This is a genomic window from Pseudomonas sp. HY7a-MNA-CIBAN-0227, from assembly GCF_040310325.1.
Lineage (GTDB): Bacteria > Pseudomonadota > Gammaproteobacteria > Pseudomonadales > Pseudomonadaceae > Aquipseudomonas.
Genome location: NZ_JBEOPT010000012.1, coordinates 107,347 through 129,339, shown reverse-complemented (window position 1 = coordinate 129,339; position 21,993 = coordinate 107,347). Strand labels below are relative to the sequence as shown.

At 59.9% G+C, this 21,993-nt stretch carries 21 protein-coding genes; 16 read left to right on the top strand and 5 right to left on the bottom strand.

Going from position 1 to position 21,993, the window contains the following annotated elements; genetic code table 11:
- The first annotated feature begins 173 nt into the window (after window positions 1–173).
- The 3 genes from AAEZ06_RS19905 (at window position 174) to AAEZ06_RS19895 (ending at window position 2,327) form a co-directional block, all read left to right on the top strand.
- The gene (locus AAEZ06_RS19905; protein WP_149413084.1) at window positions 174–1,670 is read left to right on the top strand and encodes a PAS domain S-box protein; all 1,497 of its coding nucleotides are present in this window, start codon (window positions 174–176) and stop codon (window positions 1,668–1,670) included.
- A gap of 122 nt (window positions 1,671–1,792) precedes the next feature.
- Window positions 1,793–2,044, top strand: a complete 252-nt coding sequence (locus tag AAEZ06_RS19900; protein ID WP_149413085.1) for a CsbD family protein — start codon at window positions 1,793–1,795, stop codon at window positions 2,042–2,044.
- Window positions 2,045–2,054: 10 nt separating this feature from the next.
- Complete coding sequence (locus tag AAEZ06_RS19895) at window positions 2,055–2,327, top strand: DUF1652 domain-containing protein (protein ID WP_149413086.1); 273 nt, start codon at window positions 2,055–2,057, stop codon at window positions 2,325–2,327.
- Here AAEZ06_RS19895 and AAEZ06_RS19890 read toward each other — a convergent pair.
- A complete protein-coding gene (locus tag AAEZ06_RS19890) occupies window positions 2,290–3,483 on the bottom strand; it encodes an MFS transporter (protein ID WP_149413087.1) in 1,194 nt (397 codons plus the stop codon). The genes AAEZ06_RS19895 and AAEZ06_RS19890 overlap by 38 nt on opposite strands.
- Before the next feature lie 292 nt (window positions 3,484–3,775).
- On the opposite strand from AAEZ06_RS19890, the gene AAEZ06_RS19885 reads away from it, so the two are divergent.
- From AAEZ06_RS19885 to AAEZ06_RS19875, 3 genes are read left to right on the top strand one after another with little or no spacing between them, the layout of a single operon-like run.
- The gene (locus AAEZ06_RS19885) at window positions 3,776–4,333 is read left to right on the top strand and encodes a helix-turn-helix domain-containing protein (protein WP_149413089.1); all 558 of its coding nucleotides are present in this window, start codon (window positions 3,776–3,778) and stop codon (window positions 4,331–4,333) included.
- A gap of 33 nt (window positions 4,334–4,366) precedes the next feature.
- Complete coding sequence (locus tag AAEZ06_RS19880; RefSeq protein WP_149413090.1) at window positions 4,367–5,713, top strand: glutamine synthetase family protein; 1,347 nt, start codon at window positions 4,367–4,369, stop codon at window positions 5,711–5,713.
- Between the two features lie 50 nt (window positions 5,714–5,763).
- Entirely contained in the window at window positions 5,764–6,861 is a 1,098-nt protein-coding gene (locus AAEZ06_RS19875) for a DNA alkylation repair protein (protein ID WP_149413091.1), read from the top strand.
- A gap of 2 nt (window positions 6,862–6,863) precedes the next feature.
- Here AAEZ06_RS19875 and AAEZ06_RS19870 read toward each other — a convergent pair whose 3' ends face one another.
- Window positions 6,864–7,751, bottom strand: a complete 888-nt coding sequence (locus tag AAEZ06_RS19870; RefSeq protein WP_149413092.1) for a LysR family transcriptional regulator — start codon at window positions 7,749–7,751, stop codon at window positions 6,864–6,866.
- Between the two features lie 140 nt (window positions 7,752–7,891).
- Here AAEZ06_RS19870 and AAEZ06_RS19865 point away from each other — a divergent pair, with 140 nt between their 5' ends.
- The 5 genes from AAEZ06_RS19865 to AAEZ06_RS19845 all read left to right on the top strand — a co-directional run bounded on the left by AAEZ06_RS19865 (window position 7,892) and on the right by AAEZ06_RS19845 (window position 14,852).
- Window positions 7,892–9,538, top strand: coding sequence for a GMC family oxidoreductase (locus AAEZ06_RS19865; protein ID WP_350615808.1), 1,647 nt, complete (start codon window positions 7,892–7,894; stop codon window positions 9,536–9,538).
- A gap of 93 nt (window positions 9,539–9,631) precedes the next feature.
- On the top strand, window positions 9,632–11,254 hold the full coding sequence (locus AAEZ06_RS19860) for an MFS transporter (RefSeq protein ID WP_350615806.1): 1,623 nt from the start codon (window positions 9,632–9,634) through the stop codon (window positions 11,252–11,254).
- Between the two features lie 157 nt (window positions 11,255–11,411).
- Entirely contained in the window at window positions 11,412–13,361 is a 1,950-nt protein-coding gene (locus AAEZ06_RS19855; protein ID WP_350615804.1) for a DNA topoisomerase III, read from the top strand.
- 130 nt (window positions 13,362–13,491) lie between these two features.
- Window positions 13,492–13,932 (top strand): CBS domain-containing protein, encoded by a 441-nt coding sequence (locus tag AAEZ06_RS19850; RefSeq protein WP_149413096.1) that lies wholly within the window; start codon window positions 13,492–13,494, stop codon window positions 13,930–13,932.
- A 590-nt stretch (window positions 13,933–14,522) separates the two neighbouring features.
- Window positions 14,523–14,852 (top strand): hypothetical protein, encoded by a 330-nt coding sequence (locus tag AAEZ06_RS19845; RefSeq protein ID WP_149413097.1) that lies wholly within the window; start codon window positions 14,523–14,525, stop codon window positions 14,850–14,852.
- A gap of 69 nt (window positions 14,853–14,921) precedes the next feature.
- On the opposite strand, the gene AAEZ06_RS19840 is transcribed toward AAEZ06_RS19845, so the two are convergent.
- Entirely contained in the window at window positions 14,922–15,821 is a 900-nt protein-coding gene (locus tag AAEZ06_RS19840; protein WP_350615802.1) for a LysR family transcriptional regulator, read from the bottom strand.
- A 133-nt stretch (window positions 15,822–15,954) separates the two neighbouring features.
- On the opposite strand from AAEZ06_RS19840, the gene AAEZ06_RS19835 reads away from it, so the two are divergent.
- Genes AAEZ06_RS19835 through AAEZ06_RS19825 form a run of 3 tightly spaced genes read left to right on the top strand, consistent with a single transcriptional unit; the run spans window position 15,955 to window position 18,546 of the window.
- Window positions 15,955–16,653 carry a CoA transferase subunit A gene (locus AAEZ06_RS19835; RefSeq protein ID WP_149413099.1) on the top strand — a complete coding sequence of 233 codons (699 nt, stop codon included), beginning with the start codon at window positions 15,955–15,957 and terminating at the stop codon, window positions 16,651–16,653.
- A gap of 34 nt (window positions 16,654–16,687) precedes the next feature.
- Window positions 16,688–17,353, top strand: coding sequence for a CoA transferase subunit B (locus tag AAEZ06_RS19830; protein WP_133100412.1), 666 nt, complete (start codon window positions 16,688–16,690; stop codon window positions 17,351–17,353).
- 11 nt (window positions 17,354–17,364) lie between these two features.
- The gene (locus AAEZ06_RS19825) at window positions 17,365–18,546 is read left to right on the top strand and encodes an acetyl-CoA C-acetyltransferase (protein WP_149413100.1); all 1,182 of its coding nucleotides are present in this window, start codon (window positions 17,365–17,367) and stop codon (window positions 18,544–18,546) included.
- 134 nt (window positions 18,547–18,680) lie between these two features.
- Here AAEZ06_RS19825 and AAEZ06_RS19820 read toward each other — a convergent pair whose 3' ends face one another.
- Window positions 18,681–19,100, bottom strand: a complete 420-nt coding sequence (locus tag AAEZ06_RS19820; protein ID WP_149413101.1) for a PaaI family thioesterase — start codon at window positions 19,098–19,100, stop codon at window positions 18,681–18,683.
- A gap of 177 nt (window positions 19,101–19,277) precedes the next feature.
- On the opposite strand from AAEZ06_RS19820, the gene AAEZ06_RS19815 reads away from it, so the two are divergent.
- Window positions 19,278–20,048, top strand: a complete 771-nt coding sequence (locus AAEZ06_RS19815) for a DUF4349 domain-containing protein (RefSeq protein WP_149413185.1) — start codon at window positions 19,278–19,280, stop codon at window positions 20,046–20,048.
- 31 nt (window positions 20,049–20,079) lie between these two features.
- On the opposite strand, the gene AAEZ06_RS19810 is transcribed toward AAEZ06_RS19815, so the two are convergent.
- Window positions 20,080–21,165 carry a DUF1615 domain-containing protein gene (locus AAEZ06_RS19810; RefSeq protein WP_350615798.1) on the bottom strand — a complete coding sequence of 362 codons (1,086 nt, stop codon included), beginning with the start codon at window positions 21,163–21,165 and terminating at the stop codon, window positions 20,080–20,082.
- 160 nt (window positions 21,166–21,325) lie between these two features.
- Between AAEZ06_RS19810 and AAEZ06_RS19805 the strand changes: the two genes are divergently transcribed.
- The gene (locus AAEZ06_RS19805) at window positions 21,326–21,940 is read left to right on the top strand and encodes a LysE family translocator (protein ID WP_350615796.1); all 615 of its coding nucleotides are present in this window, start codon (window positions 21,326–21,328) and stop codon (window positions 21,938–21,940) included.
- Window positions 21,941–21,993 lie beyond the last annotated feature (53 nt).

Sequence of the window (21,993 nt, the reverse complement as noted above, 5' to 3'; positions counted from 1 at the left end):
AATCCAATTCGAGACATTTTTGATCGTTCCCATGCTCTGCATAGGAACGATCATCCGACTCGATCAGGCCAGCGGCACCCGTCGTGTAGCAATCGCCATGCGCCCAGGACTTTCTCTGCACTATCCTGAGGCCCAGATGTCGTACTTCTCATGCGACCTTCCCCGGAGAAACCATGAGCCAGGCCGTCCTCGCCAAAGAAACCAATCGCCGCCAATTGCAGCAGATCATCTCCGGGTTGTCCGACGGGGTGATTCTCGCCGAGGTCGACCAGACCATCCTCTGGGCCAACGACGCCGCGCTGACCATGCACGGCGTGGGTAGCATCGCCGAGCTGGGCGCCAATACCAGGGAATATGCCGCGCGTTTCGCCTTGCGCTACCGCAATAACCACCCGCTATTGCTGGAGAACTACCCGCTGAGCCGGGTGGCGGACGGTGAGGAGTTCAGCGACGTGGTGGTGGAAGTCACCCCAACCGGTAACGACGAAAAAACCTGGGTCCATCGCCTGCGCAGCCTGGTGCTCACTGACGTCGCTGGCGAGCCAGAGCTGCTGGTACTGATCCTCAGCGATGCTACCGAATGGGCCAGTGCTGAACAGCGTTTCGAAAAGACTTTCAACGCCAACCCGGCGCCGGCGGTGATCTGCCGCCTGAGCGACCTGCGCTACATCAAGGTCAACCAGGGTTTCCTGGAGATGACCGGCTACAACCGCGACCAGGTGATCGGCCGCTCGGTGTACGAACTCGATGTGCTGGAGCAGGCTGAACGCAAGGAGTTGGCGATCCAGCGCCTGGGCGAAGGTGCAACCATCCCGCAGATGCAAGCCGAGCTGAAGCTGCCCGAAGGCGGCAGCAAGCTGGTGATCGTCGCCGGCCAACCCCTGGACATGAACGAGGAAGACTGCATGCTGTTTTCCTTCACTGACCTGGAGCCCCGGCGCAAGGCCGAAAGCGCCCTGCGCCAGAGTGAAGAACGCTTCGCCAAATCCTTTCGCCTGACACCGGTGCCGACGCTGGTGTGCTGCGCCGCCAACCAGCAGGTGGTGGACATCAACGAAGCCTTCATGACCATCACCGGCTACACCAGTGAAGAGTTGATCGGCAAATCCATCGAAAACATCGACTTTATCGACAGCCCCCAGGCCTGCACACAGCTGTTCGCTGCACTGGAAAAAGTCGGCAACCTCGACGGCCTGGACCTCAAGGTGCGCAAGAAAAGCAACGAGGTGATCGATTGCGTGCTGTCAGCCGACACCGTCAGCATCCAGGACGTGCCCTGCTACCTGCTGGTGCTGATGAACATCACCGAACGCAAACGCTCGGAACTGGAACTGGTGGCCGCCATCGAGGAAGTGATGCAGGACGCCTCCTGGTTCAGCCAGACCCTGATCGAAAAACTGGCCAACGCCAAGAGCGTCAACAGCCCCGATTTGCCGAGCGTCTCCTTCACCGACCTCACCGCCCGGGAGCGCGACGTGCTGGGGTTGATCTGTGAAGGCCTGGCCGACAAGGAAATCGCCTTGCGCCTGGAGTTGGCGCCCAATACCGTGCGCAACCATGTGGCCACGGTGTATTCCAAGCTCGGCGTGCACAGCCGCAGCGCCGCCATTGTCTGGGCGCGTGAGCGCGGGCTATTTGCCGGCGAACGGCGGTTAAAAAGTAAGAGATAAGGTGCAAATGCACTAGTGCGATCAGTGCAAATTCGCCTTATTCAGCAGTGGTCTACTCCTTAACCTTGAAGGGTAAGCACAGGCTTCAGAGCCTGTGCCATAAGCCCTTGAAGGAGAACACCATGAAAAGCGAACACGTCAAAGGCTCCGTCGAAAAAGTCGCAGGCAAGGCACAAGATTTCTTCGGTGAGTTGACCGGTGACGAACAGCTTCAAGCCGAAGGTGTTGCCCGCCAGGCCGCCGGCCAATTGCAGCAAACCTACGGCGATGCATTGGATAGCGTCGGTGATTTCGCCAAAAACAAACCGCTTGCCACCGTGGCGATTGTTGCCGGTGTGGGCCTGGTCCTGGGCCTGTTGTTACGTCGTCGCTGAGGGCGCCCGCATGTTTACCCTCTCGCAACTGCGCAACTGCATCGAAGCAGGCTTGCTGCCTCTAAACTGCGAATTCACCCTGTGCCGCGATGCGTCATTGACCTTGAAAGTCTTTGATGCAGAAAGCGGCCGGGTAGACCTGGTGGTCACAGGGATCAGCATCAACAAGCTGAAAAACCCGCAAGACGTAGAAAACATGATCGAAGAACTGCGCTACGAGCTGCAAAGCAATACCGTAGGGCAGGTCAATCTGGCCGATCCGAGCGTATCGACGCACCAATAAAGTAGAACAAGCCCCCACCGACAATAAACGCCGCCAGCATGTAGAACATGTAGTGGGCCGGCAGGCTGGCCAGCACCAGCCCGCACAATACCGGCCCCAGCGCAGCGCCAAGGTTGGAAAGGTTTTGCGCACCGTAGTACATGCCCCTCAGATGGTCCGGGGCGATCCGGTCGATAAACATGTACTCGGCGGGGAACACGATGATTTCCCCCACGGTGAAAATCGCCATGGCCAGGACCCACCACCACACAGTGGTCGCCAGCGCAAAACCGATCACCCCTAGCATGAACATCCCCAGGCCCAGGATCAGCCAGCGGCTCAGGTGGCGATGGGAAATACGCCGGCCAATAAAATACTGCAGGCTGATCACCATCAGTGCGTTGGTGGTTACCACCGAACTGATGATGGTGTAGGTGTATTGCGCAGTGGCGGTGGTCACCAGGTACAGGGACAAGTAGGCCGTGAACTGACCGAACACCACGGCGCTGAGCAAGCCGCCGACGGTAAAGCAGACCAGCCGGTGGTCGCGCAATAACAAACCACCCACCGCCAGGAACGACACCGGTTTTTGCGTGGTGTCGGCGGTGGTGAGGTGCCTGTCGCCCCAACGCCAGTAGAGCAGGAAAAACCCCGCCCCAAGGACCGCCGACAGCACAAACGGCAGGCTGATATCGAGCTTGGCCACCACAGCCCCGAGCGCCGGGCCTACCGCATAGCCGATATTGGTCAGGGTGTACTTGATGGAAAATACTTCGCTGCGCGCCGCTTCAGGCAGCAGGCTGGCAAAGCCGGACTTCACTGCGATATCAATCACCGCATAAGCCAGATTGATCAGGATCAGACAGCTGTAAAACAACCACAGGTCTCGCGCCAGCACGGTGCCGACAAAGCCCAGCACAAATACCAGACTCAGGCCAAGCAACAGCCAATAGCTGTTGACCCGGTCCACCAGGAAGCCACCGTACACACTCAACAGGGAACCGACGATCAGCGAACTGCCAATCACCAGGCCGACCTGGCTGATGTCCAGGGCAAAACGGCTGGACAGGTAGATCACCAGATAGGGAAAGGTAATCGCCCTCGCCAGCGTGAGAATCAGCGTGGCTAACAGCAGTAGATTAACCGTGCGGGGGTAGTTTTTTATGGTGGCCAGCATCCTGCTCTCTTGTCCTTAAGTCGGTCGCCCAGGGAGCCATTGCAGCCAGCGGGCGCAGGTACCTTAACGCAAGTTGAGCGGCAAAAAATGCTGACTTATGCATTTATGCAAAATTTAAATGGGGTCGACAGCGAAGCAGATTCGGTATGGGAGCTGTCGAGCTTCAGCGAGGCTGCGATAGCGGTGGGCCAGGCAACATTTCTATTTGATGTGCTGACGTCATTGCGCACATGAAATTAATCCTGTAATTTTTCATGAAATTTATTAAAGATAATTTCACGGCGCCTCCCCCATGGACAAACAAGAAGAACTCGACGCCCTGGCGATCCTGATCCACGACCTGCGCAAGTACAAGAAGCTCACCCTGGCCCAACTGGCGCAAAAGATCGACCGCTCCGTCGGCTTCCTGTCCCAGGTCGAGCGCGGCTTGTCCCGTCCGACGGTGGCCGACTTGACCGCCATCAGCCACGCGCTGGACGTGCCCACTACCTACTTCTACAGCCTGTCCAAACCCAAGGCGGTGAACTGGGTGACCCGCCCTAATGAGCGGCGCACGGTGTATTACGCCAATGGGATCACCGACATCCTCGTCTCGCCGAGCATGCAGGGTGCTTTTTCGATCCTCGACAGCCTGCTGGAACCCGGCGCCAACAGTGGTGAACAAACCATGAGCGACCGCGCCGAACAGGCCGGTTACGTGCTGGAGGGCGAGTTGACGCTGTGGGTCGAGGGCGAGGCCGAGTCGGTCACGCTGGGCCCCGGCGACAGTTTTCACCTGGCCAGTTTTGCCTATTGCCGCTACGGCAACCTGACCGACCTGCCAGCCCGCGTGCTGTGGGTCTATAACTGAGCGCCGATCACGGCACACAAAGGAGCGTCACCCGTGCAAAGCAAGTCTTCCACGCTGCTGGCCGAAGTCCGGACTTTTCGCCAGAACCATCCTGACGTGCGTTACGTCGACCTGATTTCCCTGGATATTCCAGGGCATTTTTATGGCAAGCGCTACCCGGTAGAAATGCTGGAAAAAGTCGCCGCCGGCAGTTCCTTGAAGCTGCCGCAAAATGCCGTGCTGCTGGGGGCTCAGGGCGGCCTGTTCAAAATCGGCGACTATTGCTTCCACGACGGCGACCCGGACGCCAATCGGCGCCTGGTGCCCGGCACCCTCAAGCCGGTGAGCTGGGAAGCGCAACCCTTGGGGCAGATGCTGATCACCTCCGATGGCACCGAAGCGCCCATCGAGTTCGAACCCCGCGAGGTGTTGGCCAAGGTCCTGGAACGCTTGCAACACAAGGGCATTCACCCGGTAGTGGCCTTCGAGCTGGAGTTCTACTTGCTCGATAAAAAACTCGCTGACGGCCTGCCGCAATTTGCCCGCGACCCGTTGAGCGATGACCCTGACGACCAACCCAACCTGCACATCGAACGCCTGTCGCGCTTTGCCCCGGTGCTCGATGACATGGTGCAAACCGCCCAGGCCCAGGGCATCGACATTACGGTGATCACCGCCGAATTGGGCCCCGGCCAGTTCGAGATCAATTTCGGTCACCTCGACGACGGCCTGCGCGCTGCCGACTGGGCCGCCCTGTTCTGCCGCAGCACCCGTGGCGTGGCACTCAAGCATGGTTATCGCGCCAGCTTTATGGCCAAGCCATACCTGCACCATCCGGGCAGCGGCATGCATGTGCATGTCAGCCTCTACGATGCCGCGGGCAACAACCTGTTGGCGGCGCACCAGCAGCAACCGTTGCGCCATGCCGTGGCCGGCTGCCTGGAACTGCTGCCTCATTGCATGCCGATTTTCTCCCCCAACCACAACGCCTTCCGCCGCCTGGGCGGTACGGTCAACGCGGCCACGAAAGCCTGTTGGGGTTATGAAGATCGCGACGCCTGCGTACGCATTCCCGAGTCCGACCCACGCAACCTGCGCATCGAGCATCGCCTGGCCAGTGCCGACGCCAATCCGTATCTGGTGCTGGCAGCGATCCTGGTGGGGCTTGAGCACGGCCTGCAAGCGGCTCGCGAACCCATCGCACCTCTGAATGAGGACCGTAACAGCGGCGCGGATTTCCCTCTGGAGATGCTCGAAGCGGTGCGCGCCATGCAGCACCAACCGGCCCTGCGCGAAGGGCTGGGTGCGGAATTTGTCGACGTCTATTGCGAAAATAAACGCCAGGATCACCTGGCCTTCCAGCAGGAGATCAATGCGCGGGAATATCGCTGGTATCTCTAGGTGCTGATGGTTAGCCTTCCGGGCATCCCCAAGTACCTGCGGACTTGCCCATGACTGACCAAAGCGCTCCTGCCCTCAAGGAAATCTTCAACGTCGAACGCCTGCAACACATCGCCACGCAGATGACGGCGGTGTACCCGGCGTTCGACGCCAAGGGTTTTCTCAAGCATGCCAAACAGGGCTTGGCCGAGTTGTCGGTGATGCAGCGCATGGCCCGGGTCAGCGAAAGCCTGCATGCAGTGATCCCGCAGGATTACCCGCAATCGCTCAAGCTGCTGTACGCCCTGGCGCCACGGCTGAACAGCGGTTTTGTCAGCCTGTTCCTGGCGCACTACGTGGCGAGTTATGGCGCCCACGACTTCAAGCGCTCCATGGCGGCGCTCAAATACTTCACCACCTTTGGCTCCGCCGAGTTTGCCGTGCGGCACTTTTTGCTCAAGGATTTCGACCGCACCCTGGCGGTGATGCACGACTGGTCGCAGGATGACAACGAACACGTACGACGGCTCGCCAGTGAAGGATCACGACCCAGGCTGCCGTGGTCGTTCCGCCTGGCCCAGGTCCAAGCGAACCCAAGCCTTTGCGCCTTGATCCTCGACAACCTCAAGGCCGACAGCAGCCTGTACGTGCGCAAGTCCGTGGCCAATCACCTCAACGACATCACCAAGGACCACCCGGACTGGGTGCTGACCTTGATCGAAGGCTGGTCCCTAGACAGTCCCCACACCGCCTGGATCGCCCGGCATGCCTTGCGCAGCTTGATCAAGCAGGGAAACACGCGTGCATTGACGATCATGGGCGCCGGGGCCAAGGCTGAAGTGAAAATCCATCACCTGAAAGTCGAGCCCGCGGTGATCTGTCTGGGGGAGCGGATCAACCTGTCCTTCAGCCTTGAGTCCATCGCCGACAGCCCGCAAAAGCTGGTGGTCGACTACGCCATCGACTATGTGAAAAGCGCCGGCCACAGTGCGTCCAAGGTGTTCAAGCTGAAGTCATTTACCCTTGGCCCCGGTGAACACCACACCCTGCGCCGCGCCCAACATATTCGTGAACTGACCACGCGCAAGCACTACCCCGGCAAGCATGCGGTGCATGTACTGGTGAATGGTGAACGGCTGGGCAGCGCCGAGTTTGAGCTGCGGGGCTGAGACTACTCCCCCAACAACACTCCCTGCTCGCGCGCGCACAACTCCACCACGTAATCCCACAACACCCGCAACCTCACCGACTTGTGCAGTTCGCGCCTGGAGCTGATCCAGTAACTGCGCTGGATGCTCTCCTCCGGCAGCAGCGGCACCAGCTCTGGATCACCTGCCGCCATGAAACACGGCAACACCGCGATACCCAGCCCCGAGCGCGCCGCCTGGTGCTGAGCGATGACGCTGGTGCTATGGAATACCACTCTAGGGTTGCGGCAGAAGCTGCTGAGGAATTTCAGTTCCTGGCTAAACAGCAGGTCATCGACATAATCGATCCAGGCATGCACGGCCAGATCTTCACGTTTTTCAATAGGCGGGGTGCGCTCCAGGTAGCTGCGGCTGGCGTAGAGGGCCAGGCGGTAGTCGGTGAGTTTGCGGGTCACCAGTTGGTCGACGCTGGGCTGCTCCAGGTGGATGCTGATTTCCGCCTCGCGGTTGAGGATGCTGACAAAACGCGGCACCGCTACCAGCTCCACTTCCAGCCCCGGATAACGTTCGAACAGCCCGCCCATGCGACCGGCGAGGAACATCACCCCCAGGCCTTCCGCCACGCCGAGGCGTATTTTGCCTAAGGGCGCGGCGCAATGGGTCAGCTCATCTTCGGCCAACAGCGCGACGTTTTCCATGGCTTCGGCATGCTTGAGCAGCGCTTCGCCGGACGGCGTCAGTTCATAACCCTGGGCGTGCTGGACGAACAGCGCGGTGCCGAGGCTTTTTTCGATAGCCTCGATGTGTCGGGCCACGGTGGCGTGGGTGGTTTTCAGTCTTTGCGCCGCCGTGAGCAGGCGACCGCTGCGCTGTAATTCAAGAAAGAACCGCAGATCATTCCAGTCGAACATGTCGCCTCCCCTCTCACCCTTACTCGCCCTTAAAAGCAGCGCTGTCTAAAAACGCACAGCAGTTGAGTAAAAACTAACATTTTTAAGACGAAAACTAACAACTAGGATGGCGCCAATAAGAAAAACAAGCGAGACCCCAGATGCTCATTGCAGCTGCTGAATACGATTACGTAGTGGTAGGCGCCGGCCCCGCAGGCTGTCTGCTGGCCAATCGACTGTCCGCCAACCCCGCCCATCGCGTGTTGCTGCTTGAAGCCGGCGGTCGCGACAATTATCCCTGGATTCACATCCCCGTCGGCTACCTGTTCTGCATCGGCAACCCGCGCACCGACTGGTGCTTCAAGACCGAGGCCCAACAAGGCCTGCAAGGCCGCGCCTTGAGCTACCCACGGGGCAAGGTGCTGGGCGGCTGCTCTTCGATCAACGGCATGATCTACATGCGTGGCCAGGCCCAGGACTACGATGGCTGGGCCGCTGAAGGCAATCCCGGCTGGGCCTGGAACGATGTGTTGCCACTGTTCAAACAGAGCGAAAACCATTTTGCCGGCAGCTCCGAATTTCACGGTAATGGCGGTGAATGGCGCATCGAACAGCAGCGCCTGCACTGGCCAATCCTCGATGCCTTTCGTGAGGCGGCCAAGCAAAGTGGCATCGCCAGCATCGACGACTTTAACCAGGGCGACAACGAAGGCTGCGGCTACTTTCAGGTCAACCAGAAAGCCGGTGTGCGCTGGAATGCGGCCAAGGCCTTTCTCAAGCCGATTCGGCAACGGCCCAATCTGACGGTGTTGACTGAGGTTGAAGTCGACCGCGTCTTGCTGGAAAACGGCCGGGCCAGCGCGGTTGTCGGGCGCCAGTACGGGCAACAAGTCACCTGGCGGGTACGCAAGGAAATTGTCCTGTGCGCCGGCGCCGTCGGTTCACCCGGCATCCTGCAACGCTCCGGCATTGGCCCGGCCAGCGTACTCAAGCCCTTGGGTATCGAGGTGCTGCATGAGTTGCCCGGTGTCGGCGGCAACCTGCAGGACCATCTGCAACTGCGGCTGATCTACAAGCTGGAAAACGCCCGTACCCTGAACCAGATCGCCGCCACCCTGTGGGGCAAGATGGGCATGGGCCTGCGTTACCTCTATGACCGCAGCGGCCCGCTGTCCATGGCTCCCAGCCAGCTTGGCGCGTTTGCCCGGTCGGGGCCGGAACAGACCTCGGCAAACCTCGAATACCACGTGCAACCGCTGTCCCTGGAACGCTTTGGCGAACCGTTGCATGCCTTCCCGGCCTTTACCGCATCAGTCTGCGACTTGCGCCCACAAAGCCGCGGACGTATCGATATCCGCTCGGCCGACCCCAAGGATGCGCCGCTGATCCAGCCTAATTACCTGAGCCACCCGGAAGACTTGCGGGTCGCCGCCGACGCCATTCGCCTGACCCGGCGCATCGTCAGCGCCCAGGCCCTGAGCCAATTCAAGCCGGTGGAGTACCTTCCCGGCGACGCATTGCAAAGCGACGAACAACTGCAGGAAGCTGCCGCGCGGATCGGCACCACCATCTTCCACCCGGTGGGCACCTGCCGCATGGGCAGCGATAAAGATGCGGTGGTCGACGCGCAACTGCGGGTTCATGGTGTTCCCGGCCTGCGTATCGCTGATGCCTCGATCATGCCGCACATCACCTCAGGCAATACCTGCTCACCGACGCTGATGATCGCGGAAAAAGCCGCGCATCTGATCCTGTCCCCCGGCACAAGGAGCCTCGCCCCAGAGAAAGAACTGGTTACGGCAATCTGAGCACCCCCGTCTCCTACAGGGGAGGTGGTGCGGCGACGCCGACACGGCGTCGACAGTGGAACAACAATAAATAATCACTGTGAGGGATACCCAATGTCAGAGCATGCTCAACCCCTGGACTCCGCGATCGGCGCGAGAACCAGCAACGAAACCAAAAAAGTCATCTTCGCCTCGTCCCTGGGGACCGTGTTCGAGTGGTATGACTTTTTCCTCTATGGCGCCCTGGCGGCGGTGATCAGCAAGCAGTTCTTTGCCGGAGTCAACGACACTACGGCGTTTATCTTTGCTCTGATGGCCTTTGCCGCCGGCTTTGTCGTGCGGCCGTTCGGCGCGCTGGTATTTGGCCGCCTCGGCGACATGATCGGGCGCAAGTACACATTCCTTGTCACCATCATCCTGATGGGTGTGGCGACCTTTTGTGTCGGCCTGCTGCCAACCTATTCGAGCATCGGCATCGCCGCACCGATAATCCTGGTGGTGCTGCGCATGCTCCAGGGCCTGGCCCTGGGCGGTGAATATGGCGGCGCCGCGACCTACGTCGCCGAGCACGCTCCGGCCGACAAGCGCGGGTTTCACACCAGCTGGATTCAATCCACCGCTACCCTGGGCCTGTTGTTGTCGCTACTGGTGGTGCTGGCGTGCCGTTATTTCACCGGCGACCAATTCGAAGTCTGGGGCTGGCGCCTGCCGTTCCTGCTGTCGATCGTGCTGCTGGGCATTTCCACCTGGATTCGCATGAGCCTGCACGAATCGCCAGCGTTCCTGAAAATGAAAGAGGAAGGCAAGGTCAGCAAGGCGCCGATCCGCGAGTCCTTCGGCAAGTGGGAAAACCTCAAGGTGGTGCTGATCGCCCTGTTCAGCATCAACGCTGGCCAAGCTGTGACCTTCTACGCCGCGCAATTCTACGTGCTGTTCTTCCTCACCCAGTTCCTGAAGATGGACCCGGCCCTGGCCAATATGCTGCTGATCATCAGCGTGGTGATCGGTGCGCCGTTCTTTATCTTCTTCGGCTGGCTATCGGACAAGGTCGGGCGCAAACCGGTACTGATGGTCGGCCTGCTGCTGGCTACCGCGCTGTACTTCCCGATTTTCAAGAGCCTGGCCCACTACACCAACCCGGCCATGGACCAGGCCAGCCAACAGGCACCGATCACCGTGCTGGCGGACCCGGCCACCTGCACCTTCCAGTTCGACCCGGTGGGCAAGGCACGTTTTGACAGCCCATGCGACAAGATCAAGACCTTCCTGGTCAAACAGGGCCTGCCTTACAACAGCGCCACCGCTCCTGCGGGCAGCGCGGCCCAGGTGAGTGTGGGCGAGGTGCGTATCGACGGCTTCGACGAAGCAGCCCTGCGTGGCGCCGTGACCCTGGCCGGTTACCCATCCTCGGCGGATGTGGCACAGGTCAACAAAACCATGGTGGTGCTGCTGATCGTCGCCCTGATCCTGATCGCCGCCATGTGCTACGGTCCGCTGGCAGCGCTGATGGTGGAACTGTTCCCGACGCGCATCCGCTACACCTCGATGTCCCTGCCGTATCACATCGGCAACGGCTGGTTCGGGGGCTTCCTGCCGACGGTGTCGTTTGCGCTGGTGGTGTACACCGGCGATATCTTCTATGGCCTGTGGTATCCGGTAGTGATTACTGGGGTGAGTTTGATCGTCGGGCTGATTTTCCTGAAAGAAACGAAGAATGTGGACATAGATAATAATTGAGCCTCAAGCGGTCAGCTTCAAGCGGCAAGTAAGAGCGAGTCGGCTTTTACTTGAAGCTTGAAGCTTTTAGCTGTACATCCATCCAGATAAAGGTTGCTCAAATCCCTTCCATTGCCCATCCTGCTCCCCATTCAACTTCGTAACGAATGTGGTGACCATGCGGCTGTTCCTCTGCGAAAAACCGTCCCAGGCCAAGGATATCGCTGCCGTGCTCGGCGCCAGCCGCCGTGGTGACGGTTGCTGGCTGGGTGCCGGGGTCACAGTGACCTGGTGCATCGGCCACCTGCTGGAAACCGCTCCGCCCGATGCCTACGACGCCCGCTACAAGCGCTGGGTACTGGCCGACCTGCCCATCGTCCCGGAAAAATGGAAGATGCTGGTCAAACCCAGGACCGCCAGCCAGTTCAAGGTGGTCAAGCGCCTGCTGGGGGAAGCCCAGGAACTGGTGATCGCCACCGACGCCGACCGTGAAGGCGAGATGATTGCCCGGGAGCTGGTTGAGCACTGCCGTTATCGCGGGCCGATCCAGCGGCTGTGGCTATCGGCACTGGACGACGCCTCGATCCGCAAGGCCCTGGCGGCCCTCAAGCCCGGCGCCGAAACCTTCAGCCTGTACCACTCGGCCCTCGGGCGGTCGCGCGCTGACTGGCTGATCGGCATGAATATGAGCCGTCTGTTCACCCTGCTGGGCCGCCAGTCCGGCTACCAGGGCGTATTGCCAGTCGGCCGCGTGCAAACCCCCACCCTGCGCCTGGTGGTGGACCGCGACCGCAGCATTGCCAACTTCGTGCCGGTGGCCTATTGGGCCATCGATGTCGAGCTGCGACATGACTCGATCACTTTCACCGCCCAATGGCGCGCCACCGAAGACGCCTGTGATGATCAGGGCCGCTGCCTCAATCCGCAGCTGGCGCAACAGGCCGCGACGGCAATGAGCAACGCCGCCAGCGCGCGGTTGATCAAGTTGCGTACCGAACGCATGCGCGAAGTGGCACCCCTGCTCTTCGACCTTGGCACCTTGCAGGAAATCTGCTCGAAAAAGCTCGGCCTCGGCGCCCAGGAAACCCTGGATATCGCCCAATCTCTTTACGAAACCCACAAGGTCATCACCTACCCGCGCAGTGACTGCGGCTACCTGCCCGTCAGCCAGCACGGCGACGCGCCAAAGATTCTCGCGGCGCTGGGCCAGGCTGATCCGGCAGTCAACGCACTGATGCCACACATGGACGCCCAGCGGCGCTCCCGGGCCTGGAACGATGCCAAGGTCAGCGCCCACCACGGCATCATCCCCACAGGTGCAGGAAAGGACCTCGGCCAACTGACCGGCAAGCATCGCGCGGTCTACACCCTGATTCGCGCACGCTACCTGGCGCAGTTTCTACCCAACCACGAGTACGACCGCACCCAGGCAGATTTCGACTGCGCGGGCGAAGCCTTGCGGGCGGTGGGCAAAGTCATCGTCGAGCCGGGCTGGAAACGGGCATTGCCCGAAGCCCTGGCACCGAGCAAAGGCCGCGAGGCGCCCGCACCGCAGCCCTTGCCGGCACTGATACAAGGCCGGGACTACGCGGTGGCGAAGGTCAACCTGAAAGACCTGTGGACCCAGCCGCCGAAGCCCTTCACCGAAGGCGACCTGATCAAGGCGATGAAGAACGTCGCCAAGCTGGTGGAAGACCCGTTGCTCAAGCAGAAACTCAAGGACACCACCGGCATCGGCACTGAAGCGACCCGGGCCGGGATCATCCAAGGTTTGCTGGATAGGGGTTATCTGGTGAAAAACGGCAAGGCCCTGTCCGCGACACCCGCGGCGTTCAGCCTGATCGATGCCGTACCACGGGCGATTGCCGACCCCGGTACCACGGCCATTTGGGAGCAGGCGCTGGACATGGTGCAAAGCGGTGAAATGAGCCTGGAAGAATTCGTCTCCAAGCAGGCCGCGTGGATGAGCAAGCAGGTCAGCCGTTGCAGCGGGTTGAGCCTGACTATCAGCGGTCCAGCCAGCCCGGCGGGACGTGGCGCCACACCCTGGAAAAACAAACGCAAGCCCGCCAAACGCAAGACCACCGCCAGCCCGAAACACGCAGCAAAACCGGCAAACAAGACGTGAACAGGGAAAAAGTCCTGCCAATGACGTTTTTCGACGGGATATACAGCGCTTTAGACCTTGCTCAGTCGTGGACCGTCTAGGATTCTGTAGGGATCGCTGACTTCCCAACAACAACACCGGAGTGGCCGCCATGAAGACCGTTGCACAAGTGCTCAAATCCAAGGAACAGAAAAACCAGGAAGTCCATACCATCAAGTCACACCAGACAGTGATGGAGGCTCTGATTCTGATGGCGGCAAAAAACGTCGGTGCCCTGCCGGTCGTTGATGAAGGCAAGGTTATCGGCGTCATCAGCGAGCGTGATTACGCGCGCAAACTGATTCTCAAGGGTCGATCCTCTGCCACGACAGCGGTCAGCGAAATCATGAGCTCACCGGTGATTACCGTCGACATTCACCAAAGCGTCGAGAAATGCATGAACATCATGACCGACAGTCACCTGCGCCACTTGCCGGTGGTGGAAGATGGGAAGTTGCTGGGCCTGCTGTCCATCGGCGACCTGGTCAAGGAAGCGATTGCCGAACAGGCCGACCTGATCAAGCAGCTGGAGCAGTACATTCGCGGCGAGTGACAGGCATAAGCATCTACAACAGCAACTGCCGTAGCAGTTGCCGAGCCCCAGCGAGGCTACGTTGGCCTCACCACTGCCATCAGTCGTCCTCGACGCTGCTGGTGGAACGCTTGGGATAGCGAAAGCACTCGACCCACCCGCACAAAAAATGACGCTCAAGTCACAACTTCCTGCTTTCTCCTGCCTCCGCAACGATTTATGTAGTGATCAAAAATAATCACTACATAATCGTTGACGTAACCTTTTTGTCCTTGCATGATTCAGTTGTCTCCCGGATCGGGAGCGTTGGTAACAAGCGCTTTGAACTAGCTCGTCTGACCGCCGAGCTGTTTTTCCCGGATGTGCACTGCCCACAAGGCAGATTGATGAAGCTGACTGGCCCGAAAGGATCGGTACAAGGAGCTAAAACGCTGCTTGTCTTCGTTATGAAAGCATTGCGTAGCAGTTCATCAGCAAGACTACATGCATCAGGTTCAAGACCCTGCCCGTATTCGGCAGTCCGTCGCTGACGCCCGGTTTTCGGAACCGGAGACAACTAAACAGTTTTAACGAATCAATTGAAGATCGCCAACTGGTCAAGGGGCTTACACATGAATCTGAACAACCAACCAACTATTAATGAATTGGCTGAGATGTTCGCAGCGCAGAAAGACACGCTCGACGACCATATCCTGTGGATTGGTAAATCGGGTCAGGTCCATATTGACTGCCTGGCGCCCCATACCGTGGAAGAAGAGTTCGACAAGAATAACCGTGAGTTGGCAGCGCGCCTGAAGGTGTACCGCCGCGGCCAGGGTTATGTCGGCAAGAAGGCTGCCGCCGATCGCGGCTTTATCGAGCAGGTTTTCCATACGCTGAACAGCGAATGGCAGGCTTTGAAAGACAACTCGAAAGTTCGAGTTATTGATAAATACTGCTGATTAATAGCAACTAATAACTTGAGCCTGCTCGCTAAACCGAGCAGGCTTTTTTATTGCTGATTTTTATAACTAGGCCGGAAACCGCCCCCTCCCCGCCTCATCGCGAAAGATATCAAACAATGCCTGGGCTGCTGCCGAGAGTTCATGGCCGGGTTTGGTCAATACGCCAATGGGTCGTTCGATCACCGGATCACGCAAGGTAATGCAATGGGCGCCCGCCTCCTGCATTTGTCGGGCACACAACGCCGGTACTGCGCTGACACCCAGGCCACTGGCGACCATTTTTCCCACCGTCGCCAGTTGATGGCTTTCCAGCGCCACTGGCAATTTCATACCCAAGGCTCCCAGGTGTTCCTCCAACATCACCCGTACCGTTGAAGGGCGTTGCAGGGTAATGAAGGGTTGCTCCAGCAGGCTTTTCCAGTCGATCTCGGCCATTTGCGTCAACGGTGAGTCAGCGGGTACTACGGCGATAAAACGGTCCAGGTACAACGGGGTAAATCCCAGTGACGAGCTTTGTGGCGGCTCGAAGGCTACCCCCAGCTCCACTTGGCGATCACGGACCATTTCCAGCACCTGCTCGTTGATCACGTCATTGACCGTGACATTGACCTGGGGAAAACGCGCACGAAATATCTTCAGGATCGGCGGCAGCAGGTTGCCGGCAAATGACGGCATCGCCGCCACGGTCACCCGCCCACGCTGCAGGGTGAAACGCTGGCGTAGTTCGTCCTCGGCGTTATCCCAATCAGCAATCAAGCGCCGAGCCAGGGGCAACAGGGATTCGCCTTCCGGGGTCAGCGCGACATTACGGGTATTTCGGCTGAACAGGCGCCCGCCCAGGCCCTCCTCCAGGCCTTTGATGGTCAGGCTCAGCGCCGACTGGGAAAGGTGCAGGCGCTCGCAGGCGGCAGCAAAACTCAAGCTATGGGCCACGGCAAGAAAGGCCCGCATCTGTTTAACTGTCATGAGACTACTCCGGACCGTCGGCGACTATGCTGTTTTTTAAATCAATCAACCTTAAAAAACAACTTAACAAATCAATCCCACGGCGCAACACTCGGGGCATATGGCTGACCCACAAACAATAAAAGAGGTGCATATGGCAGGTTTCGATAAACGCGTGGCGTCCTATGAGGAAGCGCTGGCAGGTCTTGAAGACGGCATGACCGTACTCTCCGGCGGTTTCGGCCTGTGCGGCATCCCGGAAAACCTCATCGCCGAGATCAAGCGCAAAGGCACCCGCGACCTGACTGTGGTCTCCAACAACTGTGGCGTCGATGGTTTCGGCCTGGGCGTGCTGCTGGAAGGCAAGCAGATCAGCAAGGTCGTCGCCTCCTACGTCGGTGAAAATGCCCTGTTCGAGAAGCAACTGCTCAGCGGCGAAATCGAAGTAGTGCTCACTCCCCAAGGCACCCTGGCGGAAAAGCTGCGTGCAGGCGGCGCCGGCATCCCGGCCTTCTTCACTGCAACCGGCGTCGGCACCCCGGTTGCCGAAGGCAAGGAAATCCGCAAATTCAATGGTCGCCCTTACCTGATGGAAGAATCCATCACCGGCGACTTCGCCATCGTCAAAGGCTGGAAGGCCGACCACTTCGGTAACGTGATCTACCGCCACACGGCGCAGAACTTCAACCCGCTGGCCGCCACCGCCGGCAAGATCACCGTGGTCGAAGTCGAGGAAATCGTCGAACCGGGCGAGCTGGACCCGGCGCAGATCCACACCCCTGGCATCTACGTCGACAGGATCATTTGCGGCACCTTCGAGAAGCGCATCGAACAGCGCACCGTGCGCAAGTGACCTTTATCCAGCCCAAATAATAAGGAGACAACACATGGCTCTTACCCGCGAACAAATGGCTCAACGCGTCGCCCGCGAAATGCAGGACGGCTTTTACGTGAACCTGGGCATCGGCATCCCGACCCTGGTGGCCAACTACATCCCCGAAGGCATGGAAGTGATGCTGCAGTCGGAAAACGGCCTGCTTGGCATGGGCGCGTTTCCTACTGAAGAAACCATCGATGCCGACATGATCAACGCTGGTAAACAAACCGTCACCGCCCGTATCGGCGCTTCGATTTTTTCCTCGGCCGAGTCCTTCGCGATGATTCGCGGTGGCCATATCGACCTGACGGTATTGGGCGCCTTTGAGGTCGACGTCGAAGGAAACATCGCCTCCTGGATGATCCCCGGCAAGCTGGTCAAGGGCATGGGCGGCGCCATGGACCTGGTGGCCGGTGCAGAAAACATCATCGTCACCATGACCCACGCCTCCAAGGACGGAGAGTCGAAACTGCTGAGCCGTTGCAGCCTGCCGCTGACCGGTGCCAATTGCATCAAGCGCGTGCTGACGGACCTGGCCTACCTGGAAATCGAAAATGGCGCATTTGTCCTCAAGGAACGCGCACCTGGCGTCAGCGTTGAAGAGATTGTCAGCAAGACCGCCGGTAAACTGATCGTCCCGGACCATGTTCCAGAAATGCAGTTCGCTGCGCAGTGAGGAAAGATTCCATGCAAGACGTCGTCATTGTTGCTGCCACACGCACCGCCGTGGGTAGTTTCCAGGGCTCGCTGGCCAACATCCCAGCGCCGGAACTGGGGGCTGCGGTGATCCGCCGCCTGCTGGAGCAGACCGGCCTGGACCCCGCGCTGGTGGATGAAGTGATCCTCGGTCAGGTGCTGACCGCAGGCGGCGGCCAGAACCCGGCACGCCAGGCCTCGATCCTCGCCGGCCTGCCCCACGCCGTACCCGCGCTGACCTTGAACAAGGTCTGCGGCTCGGGCCTCAAGGCCCTGCATCTTGGCGCGCAGGCCATTCGCTGCGGTGACGCCGAGGTGATCATCGCTGGCGGCATGGAAAACATGAGCCTGGCGCCCTACGTCCTGCCAGCCGCCCGCACCGGCCTGCGCATGGGCCACGCCAAGATGATCGACAGCATGATCACCGACGGCCTGTGGGATGCGTTCAACGACTACCACATGGGCGTCACCGCCGAGAACCTGGTGGACAAGTACGGCATCAGCCGTGAAGCCCAGGACGCTTTCGCCGCCGCCTCCCAGCAAAAAGCCACTGCCGCCATCGAAGCTGGGCGATTTGTTGATGAGATCACGCCGATCCTGATTCCCCAGCGCAAGGGCGACCCGGTTGCCTTCGCCGTGGACGAGCAGCCTCGCGCCGGTACCACCGCCGAATCCCTGGGCAAGCTCAAGCCGGCCTTCAAGAAAGACGGCAGCGTTACCGCTGGTAACTCCTCCAGCCTCAACGACGGCGCTGCTGCCGTACTGCTGATGAGTGCCGACAAGGCCAAAGCCCTCGGCTTGCCGGTGCTGGCGCGTATTGCCAGCTACGCCAATGCCGGCGTCGACCCGGCGATCATGGGCATTGGCCCGGTTTCGGCCACCCGTCGCTGCCTGGACAAAGCCGGCTGGCAGTTGAGCGACCTGGACCTGATCGAAGCCAACGAAGCCTTCGCCGCCCAGTCGCTGGCGGTGGGCAAAGAGCTGGAATGGGATACAGCAAAGGTCAACGTCAACGGCGGCGCAATTGCCATCGGCCACCCGATTGGTGCGTCAGGCTGCCGAGTGCTGGTGACCTTGCTACACGAAATGATCAAGCGTGATGCCAAGAAAGGTCTGGCGACCCTGTGCATCGGCGGTGGCCAAGGCGTAGCACTGGCCCTCGAACGCAGCTGATTCAAAGAGCACCATGGAACAGGCCCGGCTCCACGAAAAGCCGGGCCTTTTCTTTGCCTGGATTTACCCGGAACTTGCCACACGTCGCGTGCCCTGCGCTATTCACATAGCTGTCGAGCTTTAGCGAGGCGGTGTCAGGGGCAACTTGGTACCTGCGGCACCGCAAACACCGCACTGGCCCGCACCACCACCTTCTCCCCTACCTGCAAGCTCACTGTGGCAAAGGCCATCTGCCGACCGCGCTTGTGGTGTTCCAGTCGGACCTCGATCCACTCCCCCACCTGTACCGAACCCAGGTAGTCCAGGGTCATGCTGGCAGTGATCAGTGGCAATGGTGGCTCACTGGAAAACGCCATCGCGTAGCCCATGCCGACATCCGCCAGGGTTGCCAATACGCCGCCGTGGACGGTGCCGCGCCCGTTGGCGTGGCGGTTGTCGGCGCGCAGGCCGAGTTCCAGTTGCAGGCCTTCGCCGCGACAGTACACCGGACCCAACAAATCCAGGAGAGGGCTGCTGCGCGATAAGGGGATAAATCCTTCGGGGACACGGGTCATGGCAGGTTCGTCCTAGAGTGAGACTTGAGGTGTAACCCGGCCCATCCGCCGAGACCAGCAAGATCAGCGCGGCAAATCCCGGGCGATGCTTTGCGTTAATCCTGCAGACCCGCTTTAATCGCCCTCGACCTTATCTTGCACACTCAAAGGAACTGCAATGCACCACCTGGAAGGCAGATTCACCGCGCTGATGTTGTTGACGACCCTGGCCCTCACCGGCGGCTCACCCAAGGATCACCCAAGGATCACTCCGAAGCCACGGTGATCAATGGCGAACAAGGCCGCGCAGATGCGCAATTGGCCTATGAACATGAATTGAGCCTGTCCTTGCCCGTCGCCGTGCTGGTACCGCGCATGCAGGCCACCCGCGAAGCCTGCGAATCGGCACGTTTCGGTGCCTGCAATATCCTGCGTATTGAAGAGAACAGCGACGGCGGCACGATTGTGCTGCGTATCGCCCCCACCGGGGTCGAGCCGATGGTGGCCATGGCCGCCGAAGGTGGGCAACGCGGGCAACGGATCACCAGCGCCGAGGACTTGGCCGATGCCGTAGCTAACAACCGCCGCGGCCAGGAACGCTTGCAGGCACAGCAACAGCGCCTTGATGCATTGGCTGCGCGCAAGGACATCACCGTGGGCGACCTGATTGCCTTGACCAAAGAGCAGGCAAACATCGAGAACGCATTGCAGGAACTGGCCCAGGTCGCCGCCGGCCACCAGCGGCGGCTGGACACCAACCGCGTGACCCTGAACTTCCGGCCATCCGATGGCACGCAACAACAGTCGCGCTTGAGCCGGATGTTCAGCAACCTGGGGGACAACCTGGTGGACGGCACCGCCGATGCCCTGGAACGGTCGAGCTACGTACTGCCGTTCGTGATCCTGGCGTTCCCGGTGTTGTGGCTATGGGTCTGGTTGTGGCGCAAGCTCGTGAAGCGTCGTCACTGAGCGTCGTCGTAGCCAGTTGGGCTGGGCCGTGTCAGCGCTTCATGCAGCGCTGGTAGCGATCATCCACCCGCTTGGCAAACCAGGCCGTGGTCAGGTTGCGGGTGATCTTCGGGCTTTTCAGCACGATGCCCGGCAAAATCGCCCGAGGCAGCGGTTTGCCTTCGGCCTTCTCGGCCAGGGCAAACACGCGTTGATACAGGGTGGTGTCTTCGAAATCCAGTCGGTCACCCTGCTCCAACTGGCTGCGAATACTCGGGTTTCGCATGTCCAGGGCCTTGCCCAGGGAGCGCACCGCCAATTCCGTGGTGCCCGGCAGGATCGAGCCATAGCGGATCAAATCCCCATCCAGTGCCAGACTCTTTCCCGAAGCGCGACTGACCGCCGCCTGGAACGCGGCGTTGCGGCTGGCATACCAACCGGCGTTGAAATCGGCGAAGCGGTACAGCGGCTGATCGTAGCTCACCGGGTAGCCCAGCAAATGGGCGATGCCAAAATACATACCGCCGCGACGGGTGAACACTTCCCGGCGAATAGTGCCATCCACCGTGTAGGGATAACCCCGAGCCTGCTTCTCGGCGAAGGCAATGCTCACCTGCATCGGGCCTGCGGTGTGCACCGGATTGAAACTGCCAAACAGCGTGCGCCCCAAGGGTACGACACTGATGAAATCATCAAAGATCGCGCTCAGGTCCTTTTCCGTGCGCGCAGCACTCAAGCGTTCGGCATAGGATTTGCCCGTCGGCGAGCGCAATTGCAGTGCACCACGCACCAGCACAGCGGGCATATGCACCTTGGCCGCACGCCGCAGAATTTCATCCTGGGCAATCTTGCCCATGCCCGGCACTGGCGGGTCGACCTGATAAGTTGACTCCTGTTCGGTCACCGCCAATACCGCGCAGATATTCTCGGTGCTGGGGTAGATTTTCTGGGTATCGAACGCGGTATAGATGTCCTGGGCCCAGCCGGTGCGGTCCGGGACTTTCGCCGGCAGCAACCGCACGATCTGCGCCTTGACCTCGGCTTCGCTCCGCTCAGGCTGTTGCGCGGTACGTTGGCTGGAGCAGCCGGCCAGCACCAGCAATGTGGTCAGGCAGAGGATCAGGCGGTGGGAATGCATGGGGCTTCCTTGGGCAGCGACAGTCCAGTCATGGCAGATATCGACAGGCAAGTTTAACGCGGGTTCTATCGTATGGCTGCGGGATACATCCCTACTCGCCGATGGAAACGAAACGTGAAAGGATTGGATTCCCCTCGTTCCAACAAGGAGTTTGAATGCCATGCTCAGCCTGAACTTCCTCATTACCTGCCTGATTGTCGTGCTGATCCCCGGCACCGGCGTGATTTTCACTATTTCCACAGGCCTGACGGCCGGTAAGCGTGCCAGCATCTTTGCGGCGCTGGGCTGCACCGCTGGAATCGTCCCGCACCTCCTGGCATCGGTATTGGGGCTGTCCGCCCTGCTGCACACCAGTGCATTGGCATTCGAGGCGTTGAAGTTCGCCGGAGCGGCTTATCTGTTGTACCTGGCCTACGCGACGTGGCGCGATCGCTCGGCGTTTGCCATGAACGACACACCAACGGTTTCCAGCGCCCGCAGCCTGATGGTCAGAGGCTGCCTGCTGAATATCCTCAACCCGAAGCTGACCATTTTTTTCCTGGCCTTCCTGCCTCAATTCGTCAGCCCAGGCAGCACCGCACCGGCCGTGCAAATGCTGATGTTGAGCAGTGTGTTCATGGCAATGACGCTTGCGGTGTTTGTGATTTATGGCCTGCTGGCCAATGTTTTCCGCCGTGGCGTGATCGAATCGCCACGGGTGCAGAATTGGCTGCGCCGCAGCTTTGCCGCGACGTTTGCGGGGTTGGGGTTGAATCTGGCGTTTGCGCAGCGGTAAGGCTACTTCCTCTGTACAAGGAGCGAGCTTGCTCCTACAGAGGATTGGGCTTG